The organism is Rhodococcus sp. WMMA185, assembly GCF_001767395.1.
GTDB lineage: Bacteria > Actinomycetota > Actinomycetes > Mycobacteriales > Mycobacteriaceae > Rhodococcus_F.
Genome location: NZ_CP017014.1, coordinates 594,535 through 617,749 on the forward strand (window position 1 = coordinate 594,535; position 23,215 = coordinate 617,749).

Below are 23,215 nucleotides of genomic sequence, written 5' to 3' on the forward strand. Positions count from 1 at the left end.
CTTTGTCGAGCAGCTGACTTTGCCTGAAAGCGATTCCCCGATCGGTGGTACGCCATGAACGGGATTCTCGCGTCGTCCATATGGCTCTTGCCGACCCTTCCGCTTCTCGGTGCCGCCGTGTTGCTGTTGGCGGGGCGGCGCAGCGATTCCTGGGGCCATATCCTCGGGTGCACAACCGCATTGGCTTCGTTTGTGTTGGGCTCGATCCTCTTCGTCGACATGCTCGGCCAGGATGCCGCGGAGCGGGTGGCACACCAGCGACTGTTCAGCTGGGTTCCGGTCGCGGACCTACAGGTGAACTTCGGTCTGCAACTCGACCAGCTGTCCATGTGTTTCGTCCTGCTGATCACGGGCGTCGGATCACTGATCCACATTTACTCTGTCGGATACATGGCGCACGATCCGGATCGGCGCCGGTTCTTCGCCTACCTGAACCTGTTCCTCGGGGCGATGTTGCTGCTGGTTCTGGCAGACAACTTCCTCGGCCTGTATGTGGGTTGGGAGGGCGTTGGCCTTGCCTCGTACCTGCTCATCGGATTCTGGCAGTACAAGCCTTCCGCCGCGACCGCTGCAAAGAAGGCGTTCATCGTCAACCGTGTCGGCGACATGGGCTTGGTCGTCGCCATGATGGTCATGTTCTCCACCTTCGGCTCGGTCGAATTCGCGGACGTCTTCACAGGTGCCGAAGGAGCCGGGGAGGGAGCGCTCACCGCAATCGGCCTCGCGCTGCTGCTCGCAGCCTGTGGCAAATCGGCGCAGGTTCCGCTGCAGTCCTGGCTCGGCGACGCGATGGAGGGCCCGACTCCGGTGTCGGCGCTCATCCACGCCGCGACCATGGTCACGGCCGGCGTGTACCTGATCGTCCGGTCCAATCCGATATTCGACTCGGCGCCGAACGCTCAACTCGCAGTGGTGATAGTCGGCGGCGTCACGCTGCTGTTCGGCGCGATCATCGGCTGCGCGAAGGACGACATCAAGAAGGCACTGGCGGCTTCCACTATGAGCCAGATCGGCTACATGGTGTTGGCCGCGGGTCTCGGCCCGGCCGGGTACGCATTCGCGATCATGCTGCTGCTCACCCACGGCTTCTTCAAGGCCGGACTGTTTCTCGGTGCGGGCTCGGTGATGCACGGGATGAACGACGAGGTGAATATGCGTCACTACGGTGGCCTGCGCACTCTCATGCCGATCACCTTCGTGACTTTCGGACTGGGATACCTTGCCATCATTGGCATTCCACCGTTTTCCGGATTCTTCTCCAAAGACAAAATCATCGAAGCGGCGTTCGCCACGGAGGGGTTCGAGGGAGTGGTCCTCGGAACGGTGACTCTGCTCGGCGCGGGAATTACCGCGTTCTACATGACCAGGGTGATGCTGATGACCTTTTTCGGACGCCCCCGCTGGGTTTCTGATGCGAGCGAAGCGTCAGGAGATGTCCACGTTGCCGACCCGCACGAATCACCCGGTGTGATGACGTGGCCGATGATCATTCTGGCGGTCGGTTCCGTGGCCGCCGGCGGCTTGCTCAGTCTCGGCTCCGCGCTGGAGAACTGGCTCGAACCTGTAGTGGGTACTCATCATGGCGAGCTACCACTTCCGGTGTGGGCTATCACCGGGATGACGTTGGTGGTGGTACTCGTCGGCATCGCGGTGGCCTACCGGCAGTACGCACGCAAGCCGATCCCCGAGATCGCCCCGGTGTCGGTCACCCCGCTCACCGTGGCCGCCCGGAACGACCTGTACGGCGACGCGTTCAACGAGGCGGCGTTCATGCGTCCGGGCCAGGAGCTGACTCGCACTCTGGTCACCGTCGAGGATCGCGGCGTCGACGGTGTCGTCAATGGATTCGCCGCACTCATCGGCGGCATATCGACGAAATTCCGCCGATCACAGACCGGGTTCGTCAGGTCCTACGCGCTCTTCATGTTCTTGGGCGCGGCCCTCCTGATCGCGATGATGTTGGTGGCACTGTGGTGAGCGGCTTCCCGTGGTTGAGCGTCCTGTGGGCACTGCCCCTCGTCGGTGCCGGCGTCGTCCTGGCGGTGCCCGTCGACAGGCGCACGCTCGCGAAATCGCTTGCGGTGGGGGTGTCCCTGGTCGTCCTGTGCCTGGCGGTCGTCTTGGCGATTCGGTTCGACCCGACCGGCGAGCAGTACCAGTTCGTCGAGTCGCACGCCTGGATTCCGGCGTTCGGTACCAGATACACCCTGGGCCTCGACGGCATTGCACTCGTCCTGGTGCTCCTCACCGCGGTACTGGTGCCGCTGCTGATGCTGGCCGGCTGGAAGGACGGCGAATCGGCGCCCGACTACCAGCGGCGGCGCAGAGTCCATACGTATGTGGCGCTGATGCTGATGGTCGAGTCGATGGTGCTGATGTCGTTCATCGCCCTCGACGTTCTGCTCTTCTACGTCTTCTTCGAAGCCATGCTCATCCCGATGTACTTCCTCATCGGTGGCTTCGGCGGGGCCGGGCGGTCGTATGCCGCGGTGAAGTTCTTGCTGTACAACCTGTTCGGTGGCCTGATCATGCTGGCGGCGGTCATCGGCCTGTACGTGGTGACGGCCGATCAGGGCGGCGCCTTCGGGAGTGGAACCTTCGATTTCCGGACGATCGTCGCCGAAGGCCTGGACGCGGATCCCGGCGTGCTCAAGGCATTGTTCCTCGGGTTCATGTTCGCATTCGCGGTCAAGGCGCCACTGTGGCCGTTCCATACATGGCTGCCGGGTGCAGCCGTGGAATCCACGCCGGCCAGCGCGGTGCTCATGATGGCCGTAGTCGACAAGGTCGGCACCTTCGCCATGCTGCGCTACGCCCTGCAGATGTTCCCGGATGCATCGACCTATTTCGCACCGTTCATCGCGGCGCTGGCGGTAATCGGGATTGTCTACGGTGCGATACTCGCCATCGGCCAGACCGACGTGATGCGCCTGATCGCCTACACGTCGATCTCGCACTTCGGGTTCATCATTCTCGGCATCTTCGCGATGACAAGCCAAGGCCAAGCCGGGTCGACGCTGTACATGGTCAACCACGGCATCTCGACTGCAGCGCTGTTCCTGGTGGCGGGATTCTTGGTCTCGAGGCGGGGTACCCGTCTCATCGCCGACTACGGCGGGGTGCAGAAGGTCGCGCCGGTAATGGCCGGGGCCTTCCTCATCGCAGGCCTCGCCACCTTGTCGCTGCCGGGATTGGCGCCGTTCATCAGCGAGTTCCTCGTCCTCATCGGGACGTACTCGCGGTATCAGGTCGCCGCCGTGGTGGCGACCCTCGCGCTCGTCCTCGCCGCGATCTACGTGCTGTGGCTGTACCAGCGCATGATGGGCGGACCGGTCAAGGAGGGCAACGAACGGGTCGGTGACCTGGTACGCCGCGAGGTGGCGGTGGTGGCTCCGCTCATCGTCTTCCTGCTCGTTCTCGGCGTCTACCCCAAGCCGGCGTTGGATGTCATCACCCCCGCGGTCGACCATGTCCTGGTCACCGTCGGTGAGCAAGACCCACCACCGATCGTTGCAGAGCAGGGCCAACAGGGAGGTACACACAGATGAGTCCCTCCGATCACGTGGCAACTCTCGCCCAAGCAGGGACGTTGCGCGCGCCGGACATCGAATACGGCCAACTCTCACCCATGCTCATCGTCTTCGGTGTGGCCGTCGTCGGTGTGCTCGTAGAAGCGTTCCTTCCCCGCCGGACCCGCTACGCGAGCCACCTCGTTCTCGCTCTCGGCGGCCTGGCAGCCGCGTTCGTGGCTGTCGTCCTACTCGCGGGCACCAGGGACTCGGCTGTTGCGGGTGCGGTGGCCATCGACGGCCCGACCCTGTTCCTCCAGGGAACGATCCTGCTGGTTTCGATCCCTGCGATCCTGCTCATCGCGGAGCGGAGTGTCGACAGCGGGGTTGTCGCTGTGACCGCGGATACGGATGCGGTAGGTGCCACCGTCGCGACGGCGAGCGTCGGCGCTGCGACAGCAGCCAATGTTGGGGAAGGTCGGACCGACGCCTTCACGCCCCAGGCCTTCGCCGTCCCCGGCAGTGCCGCCGAGAGAGAGGCCACGAAGGCCGCTCCCGGACACACTGAGGTCTATCCTCTTACGCTGTTCGCGATTGGTGGGATGCTGCTGTTCCCTGCCTCGAACGATCTTCTCACCATGTTTGTGGCGCTCGAAGTTCTTTCGCTCCCTTTGTATCTGCTGTGTGGGTTGGCCCGCCGCCGCCGTCTGCTGTCCCAGGAAGCGGCGATGAAGTACTTCCTGCTCGGGGCGTTCTCATCGGCCTTCTTCCTGTTCGGTGTGGCGTTGCTGTATGGGTCCGCGGGCACGGTGGAGTTGCCGCGCATCGCCGACGCGCTCGCTCGCGGTGGAGATGACAAGACGTTGGCGGTGATCGGTACCGCTCTCCTGACGGTGGGCCTGCTGTTCAAGATCGGCGCGGTGCCGTTCCACTCCTGGATCCCTGACGTCTATCAGGGTGCGCCCACCCCGATCACGGCGTTCATGGCGGCTGCCACAAAGGTCGCCGCGGTTGGGGCGATGCTGCGCATCTTCTACGTTGCCGTACCGGATCTTCACTCGGATTGGCGGCCCGTGCTGTGGGCCGTCGCCATTCTCACCATGGTGGTCGGTGCGATCCTGGCGGTCACCCAGACCGACGTCAAACGCATGCTCGCGTACTCGTCGATCACGCACGCCGGATTCATCCTCACCGGATTGATCGCGGCCAACCGCGAGGGTTTGTCGTCCACGATGTTCTACCTGTTCGTATACGGGTTCAGCACGCTCGGTGCGTTCGCAGTTGTGACACTGGTGCGAGACAGCAGAGGCGAGGTGACGGACCTGTCCCGGTGGGCCGGGCTGGGTAGGCAGTCCCCGCTGCTCGGGTCGGTCTTCGCCCTGTTTCTGCTCGCGTTTGCGGGAATTCCCCTGACCAGTGGTTTCGTCGCCAAATTCGCGGTCTTTCAGGCCGCGCTCGCGGGAGGCGCCGCGCCACTGGTCATCGTCGGTGTAATCAGCAGTGCAATCGCGGCATTCTTCTACGTGCGGGTCATCGTGCTGATGTTCTTCACGGAACCGGAGAGCGATTCCCCGACAGTCGTGGTCCCCAGTCTGTTGACGTCCGCCGCCATTGCACTAGGGGTCTTGGTGACTGTGGTGCTCGGCATCTTGCCGCAATCGGTGCTGGATCTGGCGGACCACGCAGCGGTGTTCTTCCACTGACCACAGCACTCCTCGGGCAATCTCTGGTTTTCGAGTGTCCTGTGTGGCGAATGTGACCTAAGCGGCCTGCGGGATCCGTGTGAATGTGGTGGAATGCAGCAGGACAACATATCGACTGAGCAAAGCCGAACGTCGGAGACACGCCGAGGTGCGTGGTGAATTCGATAGGGGGCCGCAGTGCAGATTTCCCGACGGGACATGTTCCGGTACGTGGCAGCGGGATCGGCAGTCGCCGGAATTACGGCGCTCTCATCCACCACGACCTCAGTCGGCGTTGCGCAGGCCCGCAGCTTCGGCACCCTGATCGACTATTCGGCGGGCGTGCCGTCCGCAGCCTCGATTCGCGAAGCCGGATACGACGGCGCCATCCGCTATGTATCCGATCGGCGTCCCGGTGCTGAATGGATGATGGGCAAGCCGATGCGAGCCGACGAGGCGCAGGCGTTGCGCAACGCCGGGCTTTCGGTGGTGTCGTGTTACCAGTACGGCAAGGGCGCGACGGCCGATTGGCGTGGTGGGTGTGAGGCAGGCAAACGCCACGCCGCCCGCGGACTCGAATTGCATCTTGCCGCAGGAGGTCCGGAGGATCGTCCGATCTATGCGTCCATCGACGACAATCCCACGATCCTCGACTTCGTCACGCAGATCGCTCCTTACCTCGTAGGGTGGCAGTCGGTGGTGGGCAAGGCCAATACCGGAATCTACGCCAACTCAGGAACGCTGGATCTGGCAATGCTCGCCGGCCTCGGATCGTGGTACTGGCAACACAATTGGGGCACGCCAGTGGGATACGTGCACCCACGGGCGCACCTGCACCAGTTCGAGATCGACAAGCGCAGTGTGGACGGAATCGGCATCGACCGGAACAACATCCTTCAGCCCGACTACGGGCAGTGGTGATACCTGGCCGATTACCGATTACCTCCGCCTTATCGGGAAGTCTGGTCCGCCAGTGTGGCCTCGTTGGGTGCCGGCACGGGCCGTACCCACAGGCGGTAGGCAACGGCGAGCAGGGCCAGCCACACGGCTCCGACGATCAGCGCCACGCGGGTGTCGGCGTCGAAGGCGATTACCGCCATGACGAACACCAAGAAGGCCATCGTGATCAGCGGCCCGTACGGCCAGAACGGCACCGGGAACTTCAGCGCTGCGACTTCGGCCGGATCCATCCGCCGCCGTGAACGGTAGTGCGATGCCAGAATCATGAGCCAGACGAAGATCGTGGCGAACGTAGCGATCGACGCGATGACGAGGAACACCCTGTCGGGGATCAGGTAGTTCAGAAGCACCCCGACCAGCAGTGTGAGCATCATGATGACCACGGTCATCCATGGCACACCGTTGCGGGAAACCTGCTTCATGATCGCAGGTGCCTGGCCGCGCTGGGCCATGCCGAACATCATCCGACCGGCGCCGAAGACGTCGCTGTTGATCGCGGACAGTGCCGCAGTGATGACCACGACGTTCAGTACCGCCGCCGCCGGGCCTATTCCGAGGCCCTGAAAGATCTGCACGAACGGGCTGCCCTCGGTCCCTATCGACTGCCACGGGTTGATGGCCATGATCACGGCGAGGGTGAGCACGTAGAAGAGGATGATTCGCACGGGCACCGAGTTGATCGCGCGTGGGATCGTGCGGTCCGGGTCTCTTGCCTCACCGGCCGTGATGCCAATGATCTCGGTGCCACCGAAAGCGAACATGACGATCGCGAAACAGCTGATGAAGCCGCCGAGGCCGGTTGCGAAGAATCCGCCGTTCGACACCAGATTGCCGACACCTGCGCCGGTGTCGTGGATTCCGAATCCGAAGATTAGGATCGCTGCTCCTCCGAAGATCATCGCGACGATTGCGACGATCTTGACCAGGGACAACCAGAACTCCACCTCACCGAACACCTTGACGTGAAGCAGGTTGATGGCACCGATGAAGAACACTATCGACAGGACCCAGATCCACCGCGGAACATCGGGGAACCAGAACCCCATATAGATGCCGAAGGCGGTCACATCGGCGAGACACACCACGAGCATCTCGAAGGTATACGTCCAGCCGGTCATGAATCCGGCTCGTGGACCCAGATGACGGCTCGCGTACTCGCCGAACGAACCCGATACGGGGTTTCTCACGGTCATCTCACCGAGCGCGCGGAGCACGATGTATATCGCCGCGCCGCCTATCAGATATGCCAACAGCACCGATGGTCCTGCGCGGTTGATGGCCTCCGCCGATCCATAGAACAGGCCGGTCCCGATCGCGGAACCCAGCGCGATGAACCTGATGTGGCGTGTCGTCAGACCTCGAGTCAATATTCCCCGAGTGGGGATCGCGGCGGAGTCTTTCACGGTCGATCTCCCTGGGCTGTGCTGGTGGATCGGCCGACAGGCCGTTCGCGCCGTGTCGAGTTATGCGTCCGCGATCATGTCTAGTCCTGTATATACATGCGCGCAAGCGTTGGACCGGGCGTTCGCCTCGAAGGTGGACGAAGGGGATTTTTGCATCGCTTGCCTGCGCATTTGCAGGAGATCAGCCGAATCTGAAACGCTGCCCGCGGCCGCCGCGATTACTGCTGTAGGTCGCAACCCATTCGAACCCGGAGGATTCAACCATGGACCTGGTCATCAACTTTCTGTACACGATCGGCTCGGCTTTGTTCACGGAGCTGTTCATCAACGGATCGTCGTGAGTCGCGGCGGGGTGTCGGGATCAGCCAGGCCAAGGTCAATGTGACCGCCGAGGCGACTATCGACACCAGGAACGTTGCGCGGAAAGCGTCGACTGACGGGATCACCGCGTTGCTCACGGTGACTGTCATCCCGGCCAAGATCACGCTGACGACGGCCGCGGACGTGGAGGTGCCGATCGAACGCATCAGCGAATTCAGTCCGTTGGCGGCGGCTGATTCGGTGATGGGGACTGCGCCCATGATCAATGCCGGCATGGCGGAGTACGACAAGCCGATACCGGCACCCACCATCATCGCAGCGAGTACCACCTGCCAGATGGTGGAGACCGTCGAATAGGCGATCGTGTAGCCACTCCCGATCACAACCGCACCGACCATCAGCGTGACTCTAGGTCCACGCCACGCCGAGATGCGTGCGGAGACCGGTGACAGCGCCATCATCACCAACCCGCCGGGTGCGAGAGCTAGACCCGCAGAAATCATGGACAGTCCGAAGCCATATCCGGTGGACTCGGGAGCCATCAGCAATTGCGGGAAGGCGAGTGAGGTTCCATACATCGCGAACCCGACTGCTATAGAGGCGAAGTTTGTGAACAGGACCTGCGGGCGGGCGCTCACTCTGAGGTTCACAAGAGGTGCCGCGGCTCGGAGTTCGAACAGCCCCCAGCCGAGCAGGCTCACAAGTGAGATCGCGAACAGACCCAATGTGAGTGAACTCGACCAACCCCAGGTTCCACCCTTCGTGATGGGCAACAGCAGCGTGATCAGGACGAGACTGAGCCCCAGAGCGCCGATGAAGTCGAACCGTCCGGGTTGCCGCACCGGCGACTCCGGTATGACGAGCAGGGTCAGGGAAATGCAGGCGGTGCCGAGGATGGCCGAGGCCACGAACAACATGTGCCAGTTCGCGTACTGGGCGATCGCGGCGGCGATCGGTAGTCCGACGGCCCCACCGACGCCCATAGTTGCGCTCATGACAGCCATCGCGCCGACAACCTTCTTGGGTGGAAGCATGTCGCGCAGGATGGCGATGCCGAGTGGGATGGCTCCGACGGCTGCGCCCTGCAGCGCCCGCCCCATAATCATCGGTATCAGGGAACTCGTCGACGCGCACACCAGCGATCCGAGGACGAGCAACGTGAGGCTGCCGACCAGGATGCGGCGCTTGCCGAACATGTCGCCGAGTCGGCCACTGATCGGCGTGGTGACGGCGCCGGCGAGGAGTGTGGCCGTCACGACCCAGGAAGTGTCGACGGGGTTGGAGTCCAACAGGTGGGGGAGGAGGGGAACGATGGGGACGACAAGGGTCTGCATCAGCGCAACCACGATCCCGCACAGTGAAAGCACTGCCAGGACGAGCCCGGGTGCTCGTACGGTGTCGGCGGTGTCCGTGCGTGCAGAGATCATGCGGTCACTCCCCGGATGCTGCGGCGATCACTTCGGGCGGCAGGTAGTGCTGAAAGTTGTTGCTGGACCAGAATGTGCACACTACACATAATGTGTATAGCGCACAATTGCACACTTGAGCAGAGCGCAGGGAGTAACTGGAGGTGGCAGTGTCTGATCGCGACGCCGTGACGACCCGAATCGAAAACGAGTTGACGCTCTTGTCCAGGCATTACGTCCATGCCAAGCGCGAGGGTTTCGTGCTCGACAGGTCTGCCTACTTACTTCTCGGTCGACTCGAACTCGAACATCCACTGAGTTTGAAGCAACTCTCAGAGGCGTTTGGTCTCGACATATCGACGATCAACCGGCAAGTCGGTGCCCTGCTGCGCCTGGGCCTCGTCAAGCGCGTGCTCGATCCGGCAGGAGGAATTGCGCGCAAGATCGAAGCGACCGCGCTCGGGCTCGAGCAACTGCACGCCGACCGACGCTTGGGTCGTGCAGGCGTCGAACGCGTCGTAGCCGAGTGGAGTGATCATGATCGCGGCGAGTTGTGTCGGCTGCTCATGACGTTCAACGCAGGGATCGAACGGCTCGAGGGCCGCAGTTGGCCGCGGGCGGACGGACCCGCTGATCGAATCGGGTCATGACTGAACGTGTGCGGTGGAATCCCGTGTGAGATCAGGTTCCTCGGCGATGACTGTAAGTCGTGGGTGATCATCCTGAGGCGAGTCGTGCAAGCCACGCCACGACAACATTGACCATCGTGACAGGCCCGACAAAGCGGACCCGAGACTGGCGAACGACATTGCACTCAGGGCGGAGCCGAAGGAGCCGACTGACCCGATAGAGAGCACCGAGCCGATACTGCCAATGGACAGAATGGACCCGACCGACCCGATCGAGAGAATCGACCCTTCTGAGCGGATCGAGAGAATCGATCGCGGGGCGTGCTGTGATCGCAGTGAATAAGACCGAGTGTGCTGTATCGAGGACATTCCACCGTCTACCACGGGGGCGCGCCGGGCAAACAGTGAAGCGAGAAGAAAATACGAAAGAAGGGCCCCGGAATTCCGGGGCCCTTACTTTCTCTTAGTTTCGAGCTTGTGGCCGATTCTTACGCGACCTGGAACATTCCGACGGTCGGGAGGAAGGTGCAGCTGATCGGCGCGGCATCCTCGGGCTGTGTGGTCAATCCACCCGAGATGACCGCGAGGACGCGGCCGGGGCCGGTGTCCGCGATGACCGACAGCGTTGCGGGCCCGTCCGGGTTGATCCTTGCCTCGTCGGTGAGGGTCTGGGTTTCGCGCCGCTGGTTGTCGACGTTGACCCACGACACAGTGAGTGGTTCAACCTGTTCGGCAGCAACCGGGGCCGTTCCGAGCGCGGTGAACACGAAGCCGGCCTGGCCGGGTCCGGGGCCGGGCGGGGGGAGCTCGGCAGGACCCGGGACCGCGAGCGCGGTGCCCACGGAGTCCGAGCCTTCGCCGATGCAGTTCTGGCCGACGGTCGGGTAGAGGAACTGTGCAATGACCGGGGCGTTCTCCATCGGGATGTCCGGACCGCCCCCACCGCTACCGTCAAGGAAGGTGATGACGCTCTCGAGGGTGGATGAGATCTCCGGAGGGAGATTGGCAGATTCGAGGATGTTGCGGGCTTGTTCCAGCAGTTCGTCCTGTGGCTCTGCGGCGGGATCTCCGGTACCTGCGGCTGCGCCGATGATCGCGGGTGCGAAGGACGCGAGCGTCTCTGCGGGGATGCCTTCGGGCACGGGAGGCAACGTCGGAAGCGCAACCGCATGCGCGGGCAGTGCCATCGCGGCTGCTGTGGCAAGTGTCAGGGCAGTCGCTGCCCTCCTCATACCTTGGGTTCGAAGCACTGTGTCCCCATCCTTGTCATAACAGCGTGGACTACAACCCATTCCACGTCTGACGGCTTATGTGACCACCCTGTTGCGGCGGCCCTTGGGTAGTGCAGCTCACGAATTCGATCTACCGGTAGCTGCGGCACCCCGGTGGGAGTGTATTGCATACAGGTTCCGACGATGATGCTCCGGTGACAATAGCTTGTGACAGTTGTGAATAGTGTGAATGTTGATGCAACTGTTACGTGCAGTGATGGATGCCGACAGAGCGTCAAGGCGGCGGTTTAGGCTGTGCGAGACCGTTCCGGGATCGGCTGAGATATATCCACACACCTCACGGGAGAGCGCCAGACTGTGTCCGACCAACCAGTGTCCGACCGACCGTCCTCTGCGCTGAACGCATTGTTGCGCTATGCACCCGCGCTTCTCGCGTTGTCGGTACTCGGTCGCCTGGCCTGGACATTGTTGAGTCCGAATGGGATGAACCTCGTCGACTTGCACGTCTACGTCGACGGTTCCGAGTCATTGCGCGGTGGCAGTCTCTACTCCTTCACGTATTCGGAAGTGACACCGGACTTTCCGTTGCCGTTCACCTACCCGCCGTTTGCCGCGCTCATCTTCTTTCCCCTACATTTTCTGCCGTTCCCGGTGGTCGGAGTCGGGTGGCAACTGCTCACCATCCTCGCGTTGTACGCGCTGGTGCGAATGAGTTTGTCTCTGGTGCTTGGTGACGCCGCGCGTGGACCGCACTGGCGCGCGGTTGCCGTGCTGTGGACGACCGTCGGCGTCTGGCTGGAGCCAGTGCGCACTACGCTCGACTACGGGCAGATAAACGTATTCCTGGCGCTGATCGTGATGACTGCGATCCGGAGTGCGCGGTGGTGGTTGTCCGGTCTGCTCGTCGGTGCCGCGGCCGGGATCAAACTGACCCCAGCCATAACGGGCCTCTACTTTCTGATGCAGCGCCGGTGGAAAGCTGCGGCCTTCTCGGGTGTCGCGTTCGCCGGGACGGTCGGAGTCAGCTACCTGCTGATCGGGGCGGAAGCGCGGGTGTACTTCGCCGACCTTCTCGGCGATGCCGATCGGATCGGTCCAGTCGGTTCGGTATGGAATCAGTCCCTGCGTGGCGCGCTGTCCCGACTGCTGGGGTACGACGTGGAGACTGGCGCGGTCTGGTTGGTGGCCGTCGCGCTCACGGGCGTCCTCGCATTCCTCGCCTGGCGGGCGATCGCCTCAGACGATCGGCTCGGCACCCTCGTCATCGTCGAGTTGCTGGGCCTACTCGTCTCACCGATCTCGTGGTCGCACCATTGGGTGTGGGTGATCCCGATGCTGATTTGGTTGCTGCACGGACCTTACGGCGCGATGCTCGGAAGCCGCGTCCTCGCGGGCTATTGGTTGTTGACCACCCTCGTCGGCGCTCCCTGGGTCCTCAGTTTTCTCCAGCCCTCCATCTGGGAGATTTCCCGGCCCGGGGTGCTCTCCTGGCTGGGCACCGTGAACGTCGTCGGCGCCTTCGGTGTCTACGCCTGGATGGTCTACGCCGGGCGCCGCACCAAACGTGAGGCCCGAGCGGGCGCCGCCATCATCGCGCCAGTGCGTCGATCCGAGCGGCAAGATCCAGATCCAGTTGTGTGAGCCCTCCGGCGGAATGCGTGGACAGGGTGTAGGTGACTTTGCGCCACCGGATGTCGATGTCGGGATGGTGGTTTGCAGCTTCGGCTGCCTCGGCGACCTTTCGGACGAGTTCGATAGCTTCGGGGAAGCTCGGCGACTCGATGGTGCGGGCGAGGGAATCGCCGGTTCGTCGCCACCCGGGCAATCCTGTGAGCGCGGCGTCTATGCGTCCGTCTGACAGCAACTCAGCCATAACCCATGATGGTGCGATGTCAGCGCAACGTGCAAGGCCCGATCTCGAAGCAGCTGAAGTGGTCGCCGCCGCGATCATCGTCGACGGCCGGTTGCTGCTCGCCCAGCGGACCCGACCCCCGGAACTTGCCGGACTGTGGGAACTGCCCGGAGGGAAGGCTGAGGCCGGGGAGGCGGCCCGCGACGCGCTGCGCCGGGAGATGCGGGAGGAACTCGGGGTGGAGGTGTCGGTCGGCGAGAGGATCGGCGAGGACGTGCCACTACCCGACGGGCGAGTGCTTCGCGCCTACCGGGTGAAGTTGATATCGGGGACCCCGACGGCGCTCGACCACGCAGCGCTTCGGTGGGTGGATGCTCGCGAACTGGGTGGCATCGATCTCGTCGGCAATGATCGCGGCTGGGTTCCCCATCTGGTGCGCCACCTGGCCGGCTCGAGCTGATCTTCCGGCCGCTTCCTCTCAGGCGGCGCGAGCCTTCTTCAACCCCTTCTTCAGTTCCTTCTTGGATGCGCCCTCATTCTCGAGCTTCTTCATCCGCATGATCACCACAGGGCATCGGATACAGCGCGTCTTCTTGCGGCAACACTTCTTCTTGGGAGTGAGACCCGATACCTTGCCGGCCTTCACCTTGCCCATACTCGGCTCGGCCTTTCTGATTCGGCTGACCGGTCGGATTCATCGGTTCAGTTCGAGTCGAGATTCCCTCTGCTCCGACCTCGACGTGCCTCGCCACGCCGTCGAATTCGGCGTGGCGCATGTCACTTTACGCTGGTGGTGAAGTTCGCGCGTAGTCGGCGATGCGTGAAGGAGCGCCCTATGCGGGTAGTATTCACCTGGCCGCGATGCCCGTAACAGGCTTTTTTCCATCGCCTCGACGAAGATTCTCGAGTCGAGATGACAGTGCGGCCGCAGGAACGCCGTGCGAGGGAACTTTCGCGTGGCCGAATCAACTCAGCCAGGAGAGCCACCGCGTGACCATCACCAGCTTCCGCAACGTTGCCATCGTCGCACACGTCGACCACGGCAAAACCACCCTCGTCGACGCGATGCTGCGTCAATCGGGGGCCTTCGAGGAGCGCGCCGAACTGGTCGATCGTGTCATGGACTCCGGCGACCTCGAACGCGAGAAGGGCATCACCATCCTCGCGAAGAACACTGCCGTCCACAGGCATCACGGCGACGGCAGTGTCACGGTCATCAATGTCATCGATACCCCCGGCCACGCCGACTTCGGCGGCGAGGTCGAGCGCGGGCTGTCGATGGTCGACGGTGTCGTTCTACTCGTCGACGCCTCCGAGGGTCCGCTGCCCCAGACCCGCTTCGTCCTCCGCAAGGCACTCGCCGCTTCATTGCCTGTGATCCTCGTCGTCAACAAGACGGATCGCCCCGACGCCCGCATCGACGAGGTCGTTTCAGAGAGTCACGACCTGCTGCTCGACCTGGCTTCAGACCTCGACGACGAGGCTGCAGAAGCTGCCGAACTCGCGCTGGATCTCCCCGTTCTGTACGCCTCCGGCAGGGAAGGCAAGGCGTCGAAGGCCCAGCCCGAGAACGGTCAGGCGCCGGATGCTGAGAACCTCGACGACCTGTTCGACGTGCTCATGGAGCATGTGCCGGCTCCCAAGGGCAACGTCGATGCCCTGCTGCAGGCCCATGTCACCAACCTCGACGCTTCGGCTTTCCTCGGTCGATTGGCGCTGGTCCGCGTCCACAACGGTGAACTGACCAAGGGACAGACCGTGGCCTGGTGTCGCGAAGTGGATGGCGAGCCCGTCGTCACCAAGGCGAAGATCACCGAGCTACTCGCCACGGTCGGTGTCGAGCGTCAGCCCGCTGAGAAGGCGGTCGCCGGCGACATCGTCGCCGTTGCGGGTTTCGCCGACATCATGATCGGTGACACCCTCGCCGACCTCGAGAACCCGGTTCCGCTGCCGCGGATCACGGTTGACCAGCCCGCCATCTCGGTGACCATCGGCACCAACACGTCGCCGCTGGTCGGCAGGGTCAGTGGACACAAGCTGACGGCCCGCATGGTGAAGTCCCGCCTCGACCAGGAACTCGTGGGAAACGTCTCCCTCAAGGTTCTCGACATCGGTCGGCCAGATGCCTGGGAGGTGCAGGGGCGCGGTGAGCTTGCGCTCGCCATCCTGGTCGAACAGATGCGCCGCGAGGGCTTCGAGCTGACCGTGGGCAAACCGCAGGTGGTCACCCGTCAGGTAGACGGCAAGGTGCACGAGCCCTTCGAGGAGCTCACCATCGACTCCCCCGAGGAATACCTGGGTGCCATTACTCAGTTGCTGGCGGGCCGCAAGGGCAAGATGGTCCAGATGACGAATCACGGTGCGGGCTGGATTCGGATGGAGTTCATCGTCCCGTCGCGCGGGCTCATCGGCTTTCGTACCGACTTCCTCACTGAAACCCGCGGAACCGGCATCGCCAATGCCGTGTTTCACGCTTACGCACCGTGGGCCGGCGAAATCCGTGCCCGTCACACCGGCTCGCTCGTGTCGGACCGCACTGGTTCGGTCACCCCGTTCGCGATGATCCAGCTTGCCGACCGCGGAACGTTCTTCGTCGAACCCGGTGCCGACACGTACGAGGGCATGGTCGTGGGTATCAATCCGCGCCAAGAAGACCTCGACATCAACGTCACCCGGGAGAAGAAGCTGACCAACATGCGGCAATCGTCCGCAGACGTGATGGAAACGCTGGCCAAGCCCATCAAGCTCGATCTCGAAGGTGCGATGGAGTTCTGCGCCGGCGACGAATGCGTCGAGGTCACCCCCGAGGCCGTGCGCGTGCGAAAGGTGCACCTGTCGGCGACGGATCGTGCCCGCGAGCGTTCGCGCACGAAGGCCCGTGACAAGGCGGCTCTGTAACGGAAGCTCGAGAGGAAAGGCGGCGCGGTGGCTGTAGGCGGTCGACTCGCAGGATCTGAGGTGGTTCGGAGCCGGAGGCCCCGCCTCTTCGGGAATCACTCGACCCGTCGGAACGGTCGGGGAGTGACCGCGACGCTGCTGGCATTGTCGACGATGCTACTGGTGTCCTGCACGGCCGATCCGCCCCCACCGGTGGAGAGCACAGGCAGCCTCAGCCCGACGGTGTCGCCCGTGGAGAGGCGCCCCATCGTCGTGGCGATCGACGATGTGGGGAACGGATTCAACCCGCACCTGCTGTCGGATCAGTCTCCGGCCAACGCCGCGGTGAGCGCGTTGGTGTTGCCGAGCCCGTTTCGGCCGGTGCCGGACCCCGAGCGTCCGGGTGTCAGCAACTGGGTTTCCGACACCTCGCTCCTGATTTCCGCGGACGTGACGTCGACCGAGCCGTTCACCATCACCTACCAGTTGCGGAACGCGGCGCAATGGTCAGACGGTGCCCCCATTGCGGCCGAGGACTTTCACTACCTGTGGCAGCAAATGATCAACGTCCCGGGTGTGGTCGATGCCGCCGGCTACGAATTGATCGAAGACGTCAGGTCGTCCGGTGGAGGCAAGACGGTCGATGTGGTGATGACGGCTCCGTACCCGGCTTGGCGCGAGCTGTTCACCGACCTTCTCCCATCCCACCTCATCAAGGACTCGCCGGGCGGCTTCGAGACGGGATTGTCAGAGAACATCACCGTCTCGGGTGGGCACTTTCGAATCAAATCGATCGACCGTGGCCGTGACGAAATTCTACTCGAGCGCAATGACCGGTTCTGGGACCAACCGGCGGCACCCGACCAGATCCTGATGCGGCGGGACGGATCGCCATCCCAACTCGCTGCGGCGATGCGCAAGAACGATGCACAAATAGTCCAGATCCATGGTGGCACAAACGTTTCTGCGCAACTCGACGCGATCCCGACGGTGCGGACCGATTGGTCGTTCCAGCCTCGCGGCCTCGACCTCACCCTGAACGGCCGGGTGCCCGAACTCGCCGACGTGCGGGTCCGCCGAAGCTTGCTCCAATTGCTCGATACCGATTCGCTTGCGATCGTCGGCGCGGGAAGCCAGGCGTCAGCGGTGCCCGCGCGGTCCCAGGTCTACGCCCCTTCCGATCCCGAATACACAGACACGGCCCCGTCGCGACCGAGCCGCGAGCAGGTGCTCGCTCAACTGGCGGAGTCCGGTTACGTTGCCGAAATGCCTACGGAAACAGCTAATCCCGACGGAATCGTTCTCCCGCCGCGGCTTCTTCGGGACGGTGTTCCGCTGGCACTCGTCATCGGAACGCTCGTTGGCGACGGCACCGCGAACGCGGTGGCCAACACTGCGGCAGACCAGTTGCGCGACGCCGGAATCGTCGCCACAGTGAAATACCTACCTGCGGAGGAACTCTACGGGCAGGCGCTGACGAACGGCGAAATCGGCGCAATCGTGGGGTGGTCGCGTGCCGGCTCCGACCCGGCAACGGCACTTGCTTCTCGGCACAGCTGCCCGTCCGTGGAGATCGAGGGGGCGCACCCGAACGCGGAATCGAGCGATCTCGAGCTCGAGTCGTGGATGGCGGCCGAGGCGCCGCTGAACCTGTCGGGTGTGTGCGATCCGGCCCTTCAGCCGGCGATAGACGCGGCGCTGCGCGGATCAGGTGATGTTCCAGCGGCTCTCGCCGATGCCGATTCCCGACTGTGGGATCTTGCCGCGGTGTTGCCGATCATGCAGGACCGTACGCTGGTTGCGGCAGGTCCTGGCGTCGCGGGAGTGTCCTTGTCCGGCGCGGTGCCCGTGGGAATCTTCAGCGACGCACAGAACTGGAGCATTATCAACGAATGAGCGAACGACGACTTCTGCTGGTCCACGCCCATCCCGACGATGAAAGCCTCACGACTGGGGGAACAATCGCGCGTTACGCGGCCGAGGGTGCCGAGGTTCATGTTCTGACATGCACCCTCGGCGAGGAAGGTGAGGTGATCGGCGAGCGCTGGGCGCAATTGCGCGTCGCCGCCGCGGATCAACTCGGCGGGTTCCGGATCGGTGAGCTGCAGGCCGCACTGTCCCGTCTCGGTGCGCAGCCGCCGCGGTTTCTGCTGGGAGCGGGGCACTTCCGTGATTCCGGCATGGCGGGAACCAAGGCGGCCGCCAACCCACGAGCGTTCGTCAACGCGGACAGGGACGCAGCGATCGCCGCAGTGGTCGCGGTCATCAGGGAACTGCGTCCGCAGGTAGTGGTCACCTACGATGCCGTCGGCGGATACGGGCACCCCGACCACATCCGGGCCCACGAGATCACCGCGGCAGCCGTCGAGGCGGCGGGAACGACGCGCTACCCCGACTGCGGTGAGCCGTGGGAGGTCGCCAAACTGTACTGGACGGTGACCGAGGCGAGCGCCCTCGAATACGGGATCTGCCGGATCGGGGAGATTCCCGAAGGGTGGCGATTGCCCGAACCCGGTGAATTGCCGAGTGTGCCCGATGCCGACGTCACGACGGCCATCGACGTGCGTGGCGTGCTCGACGCGAAGAGGGCCGCGCTCGAGGCGCACGCCACCCAGGTGGCTGTGGCCCCCGGCGGTGCCGAGTACATGCTCTCGAATCGCATCGTGCGGCCGTTGCTCGGCGTCGAGCACTTCGTGCTTGCGCGTGGTTTGCTCGGGGAACGCGACGAGACCGGACGCGAATGCGACCTCTTCGCCGGTGTCGGCGAGGATGCTGGATAGACCGGCAGAGCCATTCGTCGACCCTGCCGGGGGAGGGGCGGGTCGATTGCTCCACTATGGAGGCATGACCTCCGTCGCCACTGCGCCACCCGGACAGCTCGATGTTCTGGGGAGGCTCACTCTGGCACTGCTGGTATTCGACGGCTTTCTGTGCGCCATCCTCTCGGTTCTCTTCCTGCCGTTGTATCTCGGGTCGACGCCGTTTCCGATCAGCATCCTCGTCGCCGCTGTGGTCAACCTGGCCTTGGTGATCGCGGCTCGATCCACGACCGGACGAGTCGGACTGGGTGCTCTGCCACTCGTGGGATGGGCGCTCGGCTTCCTGTTCTGCATGTTCGGAGGGCCGGGCGGCGACGCGCTCGTGCTCGTATCGGTGTGGACGCTGCTGCTCGTGGCTGGAGCAGTGATTCCGTCGCTGGCCTACCTGTGGAAAGTCAGCGTGGCGAATGCTGTCGCAAGATCGGTTCCCACGACGGCGGGTGGTGTAGGCGGAAGGCGATAGAACCCGTCACACTAGGGGAATGTCGAACGACGAACTGTCCGGACTGACCATCGCCGTCACCGCCGAACGGCGGGCCGCCGAGTTCATCACGCTCCTCGAGCGACACGGTGCCCGCGTCACCCACACCCCGGCCATTCATGTGTTGCCACTTGTCGACGACTCCGAGTTGCGGTCACGCACGTCGGCGGTGATCGCGTCGCCACCGGATCTACTGGTGGTCAGTACCGCCGTCGGATTCCGGGGTTGGCTGGACGCGGCGAGGGCGTGGGGTCAGGAAGATGCGCTGCTCGCCGCCCTGCGGTCGGTCCGAATCATCACGCGGGGTCCCAAGGCGAAGGGCGCCGTCCGTGGCGTCGGGTTGCGTGAGGAGTGGTCGCCGGAGACAGAGTCGTCCGAGGGGGTCTACGAGCACCTGGTCGCCGAGGGTGTCGACGGCCTGCGAGTGGCGGTGCAATTGCACGGCACCATCACCGAATGGGAGCCGACGATCGACCTCAGCGTCAGCCTGGCCGATGCCGGGGCCGAGACGACCGCGCTGTCGGTGTACCGGTGGATCAGGCCGCACGACCAGGGCCCGATGAGGGCCTTGGTCGACCATGTCATCGCGGGTGGAACCGACGCCGTCACCTTCACCAGTGCGCCCGCTGTGTCCTCGCTGCTCTGCACCGCCAAGGACGCGGATCTCGTCGCTCCACTTCTGGACGCATTCCGCGGTCCGGTAGCGCCTGTCTGTGTCGGTCCCGTCACCGCCGCACCGCTGACCGTCCTCGGCGTCGACACCATGCAACCTGGCCGTTCGCGACTCGGCAGCATGGCCAAGTACATCATCGAGGAACTGTCGAAGCGGCGGTGAACTGCACGTGTAGCTCCACCGAGAGGTTGAGCTGGCGAACCTCGATCGGCTCATCCAGTGGTTGAATGCAGGCGTCTCCTCCCTTGAGTGATCCGAATTGGGAAGTAGACATAGGCACCATCCTTTCTATCCGCACGATGCCGCGACCATCGCCGGCGACCTCGCGGCGTTCAGGAAATGTTCGCGACCTCGGTCGAGTTGGCCGAGCCAGACATCGGGTTGAGGTCGTGTGCGACGAGTGGTAGCGGTCCTGCTGGTGGAATGCCGAGGAGCTGACCTAGCAGGCGCCGTTGATGACGCGCAACAGCTAGGCCCGCGATGAGTTCTTGGGCGAGAACGGAAGCAGCCACCTGCGTGCGTCGTAGTCGATCTTCTTGTCGCGTTGTCTGACGGGCAGCTCGACAGTGCGGGAATCGTGGGCATCTTGTGGGTTTTGCCAGCCTTTCGGCACGTGGTTGCCGATCAGGTTGAAGCCGATTCCGGTCAGGCTCCCATCGCGGTTCTTCTTCGTCAGCTCCATTGTTATGGTTCTGATGATGTTCTGCGAGTGGGTGATTGGCGCGTAGATGCAGCTCTCAACCCTCTCCGTGGTGAAGAGAATGACCTGTCCACTCTGTGCGGTGTACCTGCGGCGGGCGACCTGCCAGAGATTCTGGAGCCCGTGGTAGATCATCGTCGCCACCGCCAGGTCCTGGTCGGGCTGGGCGCCGGTCATGCTGATGTGCCACTTCGGGTCGTCCTTCGGGGCATTCGGTGTTGCCGGCTTGTGGAGGTAGGTGAGCATCCGGCCCGCATGGATCTGGATTTCGTCGACTTCAGTCTCTAACGTCATCTTTGTGCTGTCGTCCAGCTGCACGGTGGTGAGTCCGTGCTTGGCGGCGTTGTAGAGGAACGATTCGCTGAGCAGTAGGTGTGCGCTGTAGAGCAGAAGCTGTCGCACGGCCTCGACGGCGTCCTGGAACTCTTCGTCGGTGGCACGGATAGCCGCATCTCGTGGGTTCTCCCCGCCGAAGAAGACGATCGCGATGTCGTCTCTGTCGAAGCCGTGAGTGAGGGCCTTGTCGACCTTTCTCTTGAAGTCCGCGAAGCTCGTCGAGGACGCCATGTCGAGCCAAGGGCAGTCCGGTGCCTCCACATGGGCGAAGAACATGCGCAGGATCATCTCGACGGCGTGATGGATGATCATCTCGGCCTCGGTGGCGATGTATCGCTCTCGTTCATCGTCATCGGGCGGATTGCTCGGGGTCATACCGAGGGATCCAATTCGACGTTCAGCCGCGTAGACCTCCCGGAGTTGCTCCCGAGACAGAGCCATCAGCGACAGCGCCTCGATCCGTAGCCGCAGGAAGCCCGCGGGGTCGGCGGTGTAGAACGTCGCATTCAGCTCTGGGAACAGTTCCTTCGCGAGCGGCTTGTCGGAAGTTGTTCCTTGGGGGTGCTTCTTCCGCGACCCGCGGTTTCGTGCCATACCGCAATCATGTCAGCGACCTGTGACGTTGATGCGCAGACCCGGGCGATCGCACACCCGGCCGCCGGTACCGGCGGCCGGGCGGGCGGACACCGGGTACAGCGCGAACACCGGTAGTGGCGCGCCGAACTGCTCCTGGGCGTTAGCGAGCGCGGGACCCTCCGCTTCGATGAGCCGACTGAATATCTCATCGCGCTCGGGCCCGGCAAGCAGTCTCAGCTCGGCGATCGGCAAGTTTGCTATCACCTAGCCTGCTCAGCGCTGCGGTCCACGATCCTCGCGTCGAGTTCCGGTGCACCGAGAATGGCCTCCGCCACGGCGTTGTCCCCTCCCAGGTAGGTCGCAGTGCTGTCGACCCAAGACCCAAGACACCAGCGCCGGTCCTCGGGCCACACGAACGAAGGAACAATCCCTTCCGGAGTAAACGTGGAGAACTCGGACAGCGGGCCTGACCAAAGGTGATAACGCAGCTCATGTGGTAAAAGAAGTATCCCCTCGCTGGGGATATCAAACGCCAGCCGGGTCGCACGCGAAGTCGAGGAACGTCGCCCAAAATCCGCCCATCCCTCCCACACTGCAAAGTGGCAGATCTGGCCCTTTGTCAGGTACTCGAGGGCATCCACGAGTATGGGTGCCCGAACAATCCCTGTTTCCTCGGTCGGTTCGACAAGCTCCGGATATTGCACACGCGTTCGGGGAATCTCCAGGCACAGCCGATACCGGCGCGGCACTACCGCTCCAACACTGGATCTTTGATCGAGTTCATCAATCAACCACCGGCCCGCCTCGTCGGTCTCTTCCCACTTCGGGTGCACCCGCCCTGCCTCTGGTCCCATCACACAAATGTGCCCCAAAGCTGCAGCAATCCAGAGCAGGTGACCGGTTCTCGATTCTGAGTTCCGCGCTACCGCCATGAGTACACATGCCCTTTTGTCCTGTGGGTCCCCCTCCACCAGTCCCCAGCGCCAGGAGGTGATGGTGTGGGGCTGTCCTGTAGGACGATCGGCAACCAGGACTGAACAAGACGAGAACCGTCGATAGGCCACACTTGTGACACGTCCACACTGTTGTTAGGGCCCTACCGGCAAGAGAGGAACGCACAGGTGCGCAATCTGTACGTCGTCGCTCATCCTGAGGCGGCGCATCATGTCGAGGGAGTCGTTGGCGGGTGGCATGATTCACAACTCACGCATGACGGCATCCGCGCGGCGGTCTCCATCGCCGAGGCGCTGCGGGCCAGAATCCCCGACCAGGCCCAGGTTGAGGTGATTTCCTCAGACTTGCAGCGGGCGGAACGGGCAGCCACGGAAATGGCCAACCCGTTCGGCGTGAAACCGATCCTGGATAGCAGACTGCGAGAGAAGTCATATGGGGACGCAGACGGAAGACCGCAGGAGTGGCTGGATCAACGATTCGTCCCGCCGCCAGCGATTGGGGATCGGATGGGGCACGATGAGGGTTTGTCGGGCGCCGAGACCAAGGCAGTGTTCGCGCAGCGCTTCTACCAGGCGATGGACGAGATCTTGCAGCGGCCTTGCGAACATCAGATCATCGTGACCCACGGGTTCGCCTTAACCTTTGTGGTGGCATCCTGGATCAGGATGCCGATAGGAGCGCTTGGTTACGTCAACTTTCGGGCGCCCCCTGGCAGCATCACCACGCTGCGCGAAGATGACTTCTTCCGCAACCGCCAGGTCATCAGTCTGAGTGATAGTCGCCATCTCGACTCGTAGCCAGTGGG

21 protein-coding genes are annotated in these 23,215 nt (G+C 63.4%); 13 read left to right on the top strand and 8 right to left on the bottom strand.

Annotation, left to right across the window (positions count from 1 at the left end; translation table 11 throughout):
- The first annotated feature begins 54 nt into the window (after window positions 1–54).
- The 4 genes from nuoL to BFN03_RS02535 all read left to right on the top strand — a co-directional run bounded on the left by nuoL (window position 55) and on the right by BFN03_RS02535 (window position 6,112).
- Window positions 55–1,977, top strand: coding sequence for an NADH-quinone oxidoreductase subunit L (nuoL, locus tag BFN03_RS02520; protein WP_070377680.1), 1,923 nt, complete (start codon window positions 55–57; stop codon window positions 1,975–1,977).
- Window positions 1,974–3,548 (top strand): NADH-quinone oxidoreductase subunit M, encoded by a 1,575-nt coding sequence (locus BFN03_RS02525; protein ID WP_070380555.1) that lies wholly within the window; start codon window positions 1,974–1,976, stop codon window positions 3,546–3,548. Before nuoL ends, BFN03_RS02525 begins: the two co-directional genes overlap by 4 nt.
- Window positions 3,545–5,212, top strand: coding sequence for an NADH-quinone oxidoreductase subunit NuoN (gene nuoN, locus BFN03_RS02530; protein WP_070377681.1), 1,668 nt, complete (start codon window positions 3,545–3,547; stop codon window positions 5,210–5,212). Before BFN03_RS02525 ends, nuoN begins: the two co-directional genes overlap by 4 nt.
- A gap of 177 nt (window positions 5,213–5,389) precedes the next feature.
- Window positions 5,390–6,112, top strand: a complete 723-nt coding sequence (locus BFN03_RS02535; RefSeq protein WP_070377682.1) for a DUF1906 domain-containing protein — start codon at window positions 5,390–5,392, stop codon at window positions 6,110–6,112.
- Window positions 6,113–6,141: 29 nt separating this feature from the next.
- On the opposite strand, the gene BFN03_RS02540 is transcribed toward BFN03_RS02535, so the two are convergent.
- Together BFN03_RS02540 and BFN03_RS02545 are read right to left on the bottom strand one after the other, a co-directional pair.
- Window positions 6,142–7,554 carry an amino acid permease gene (locus BFN03_RS02540; protein WP_070377683.1) on the bottom strand — a complete coding sequence of 471 codons (1,413 nt, stop codon included), beginning with the start codon at window positions 7,552–7,554 and terminating at the stop codon, window positions 6,142–6,144.
- A 257-nt stretch (window positions 7,555–7,811) separates the two neighbouring features.
- On the bottom strand, window positions 7,812–9,302 hold the full coding sequence (locus tag BFN03_RS02545) for an MFS transporter (RefSeq protein WP_070377684.1): 1,491 nt from the start codon (window positions 9,300–9,302) through the stop codon (window positions 7,812–7,814).
- A 143-nt stretch (window positions 9,303–9,445) separates the two neighbouring features.
- On the opposite strand from BFN03_RS02545, the gene BFN03_RS02550 reads away from it, so the two are divergent.
- Window positions 9,446–9,931 carry a MarR family winged helix-turn-helix transcriptional regulator gene (locus BFN03_RS02550; protein ID WP_070377685.1) on the top strand — a complete coding sequence of 162 codons (486 nt, stop codon included), beginning with the start codon at window positions 9,446–9,448 and terminating at the stop codon, window positions 9,929–9,931.
- On the opposite strand, the gene BFN03_RS20745 is transcribed toward BFN03_RS02550, so the two are convergent.
- The gene (locus BFN03_RS20745; RefSeq protein ID WP_070380556.1) at window positions 9,926–10,279 is read right to left on the bottom strand and encodes a hypothetical protein; all 354 of its coding nucleotides are present in this window, start codon (window positions 10,277–10,279) and stop codon (window positions 9,926–9,928) included. The two genes, BFN03_RS02550 and BFN03_RS20745, sit on opposite strands and share 6 nt — an antisense overlap.
- Window positions 10,280–10,398: 119 nt before the next feature.
- The gene (locus BFN03_RS02560) at window positions 10,399–11,142 is read right to left on the bottom strand and encodes an Rv1157c family protein (RefSeq protein WP_070377686.1); all 744 of its coding nucleotides are present in this window, start codon (window positions 11,140–11,142) and stop codon (window positions 10,399–10,401) included.
- A 324-nt stretch (window positions 11,143–11,466) separates the two neighbouring features.
- Between BFN03_RS02560 and BFN03_RS02565 the strand changes: the two genes are divergently transcribed.
- Complete coding sequence (locus BFN03_RS02565) at window positions 11,467–12,783, top strand: mannosyltransferase (protein WP_070377687.1); 1,317 nt, start codon at window positions 11,467–11,469, stop codon at window positions 12,781–12,783.
- Here the strand turns inward: BFN03_RS02565 and BFN03_RS02570 are convergent.
- Window positions 12,731–13,015: a 4a-hydroxytetrahydrobiopterin dehydratase gene (locus tag BFN03_RS02570; protein WP_070377688.1), complete on the bottom strand. Its 285-nt coding sequence runs from the start codon at window positions 13,013–13,015 to the stop codon at window positions 12,731–12,733. The genes BFN03_RS02565 and BFN03_RS02570 overlap by 53 nt on opposite strands.
- Before the next feature lie 16 nt (window positions 13,016–13,031).
- On the opposite strand from BFN03_RS02570, the gene BFN03_RS02575 reads away from it, so the two are divergent.
- On the top strand, window positions 13,032–13,454 hold the full coding sequence (locus BFN03_RS02575) for a (deoxy)nucleoside triphosphate pyrophosphohydrolase (RefSeq protein ID WP_070377689.1): 423 nt from the start codon (window positions 13,032–13,034) through the stop codon (window positions 13,452–13,454).
- A gap of 18 nt (window positions 13,455–13,472) precedes the next feature.
- Here the strand turns inward: BFN03_RS02575 and BFN03_RS20565 are convergent, their stop codons facing one another.
- On the bottom strand, window positions 13,473–13,649 hold the full coding sequence (locus tag BFN03_RS20565; protein ID WP_198163364.1) for a hypothetical protein: 177 nt from the start codon (window positions 13,647–13,649) through the stop codon (window positions 13,473–13,475).
- A 335-nt stretch (window positions 13,650–13,984) separates the two neighbouring features.
- Between BFN03_RS20565 and typA the strand changes: the two genes are divergently transcribed.
- The 5 genes from typA to BFN03_RS02600 all read left to right on the top strand — a co-directional run bounded on the left by typA (window position 13,985) and on the right by BFN03_RS02600 (window position 20,006).
- Window positions 13,985–15,892: a translational GTPase TypA gene (gene typA, locus BFN03_RS02580; protein ID WP_070377690.1), complete on the top strand. Its 1,908-nt coding sequence runs from the start codon at window positions 13,985–13,987 to the stop codon at window positions 15,890–15,892.
- Between the two features lie 27 nt (window positions 15,893–15,919).
- Window positions 15,920–17,767: an ABC transporter family substrate-binding protein gene (locus tag BFN03_RS02585; RefSeq protein WP_442971858.1), complete on the top strand. Its 1,848-nt coding sequence runs from the start codon at window positions 15,920–15,922 to the stop codon at window positions 17,765–17,767.
- Complete coding sequence (gene mshB / locus BFN03_RS02590; protein ID WP_070377692.1) at window positions 17,764–18,651, top strand: N-acetyl-1-D-myo-inositol-2-amino-2-deoxy-alpha-D-glucopyranoside deacetylase; 888 nt, start codon at window positions 17,764–17,766, stop codon at window positions 18,649–18,651. Before BFN03_RS02585 ends, mshB begins: the two co-directional genes overlap by 4 nt.
- A 64-nt stretch (window positions 18,652–18,715) precedes the next feature.
- The gene (locus BFN03_RS02595; protein ID WP_070377693.1) at window positions 18,716–19,153 is read left to right on the top strand and encodes a hypothetical protein; all 438 of its coding nucleotides are present in this window, start codon (window positions 18,716–18,718) and stop codon (window positions 19,151–19,153) included.
- Window positions 19,154–19,172: 19 nt separating this feature from the next.
- Window positions 19,173–20,006 carry a uroporphyrinogen-III synthase gene (locus BFN03_RS02600; protein ID WP_070377694.1) on the top strand — a complete coding sequence of 278 codons (834 nt, stop codon included), beginning with the start codon at window positions 19,173–19,175 and terminating at the stop codon, window positions 20,004–20,006.
- Window positions 20,007–20,313: 307 nt separating this feature from the next.
- Here the strand turns inward: BFN03_RS02600 and BFN03_RS02605 are convergent, their stop codons facing one another.
- Together BFN03_RS02605 and BFN03_RS02610 are read right to left on the bottom strand one after the other, a co-directional pair.
- Window positions 20,314–21,474 carry a hypothetical protein gene (locus BFN03_RS02605; RefSeq protein WP_070377695.1) on the bottom strand — a complete coding sequence of 387 codons (1,161 nt, stop codon included), beginning with the start codon at window positions 21,472–21,474 and terminating at the stop codon, window positions 20,314–20,316.
- Window positions 21,475–21,486: 12 nt separating this feature from the next.
- Window positions 21,487–21,720 (bottom strand): hypothetical protein, encoded by a 234-nt coding sequence (locus BFN03_RS02610; protein ID WP_070377696.1) that lies wholly within the window; start codon window positions 21,718–21,720, stop codon window positions 21,487–21,489.
- Between the two features lie 857 nt (window positions 21,721–22,577).
- Between BFN03_RS02610 and BFN03_RS02620 the strand changes: the two genes are divergently transcribed.
- Window positions 22,578–23,207 carry a histidine phosphatase family protein gene (locus BFN03_RS02620; protein WP_070380557.1) on the top strand — a complete coding sequence of 210 codons (630 nt, stop codon included), beginning with the start codon at window positions 22,578–22,580 and terminating at the stop codon, window positions 23,205–23,207.
- Window positions 23,208–23,215 lie beyond the last annotated feature (8 nt).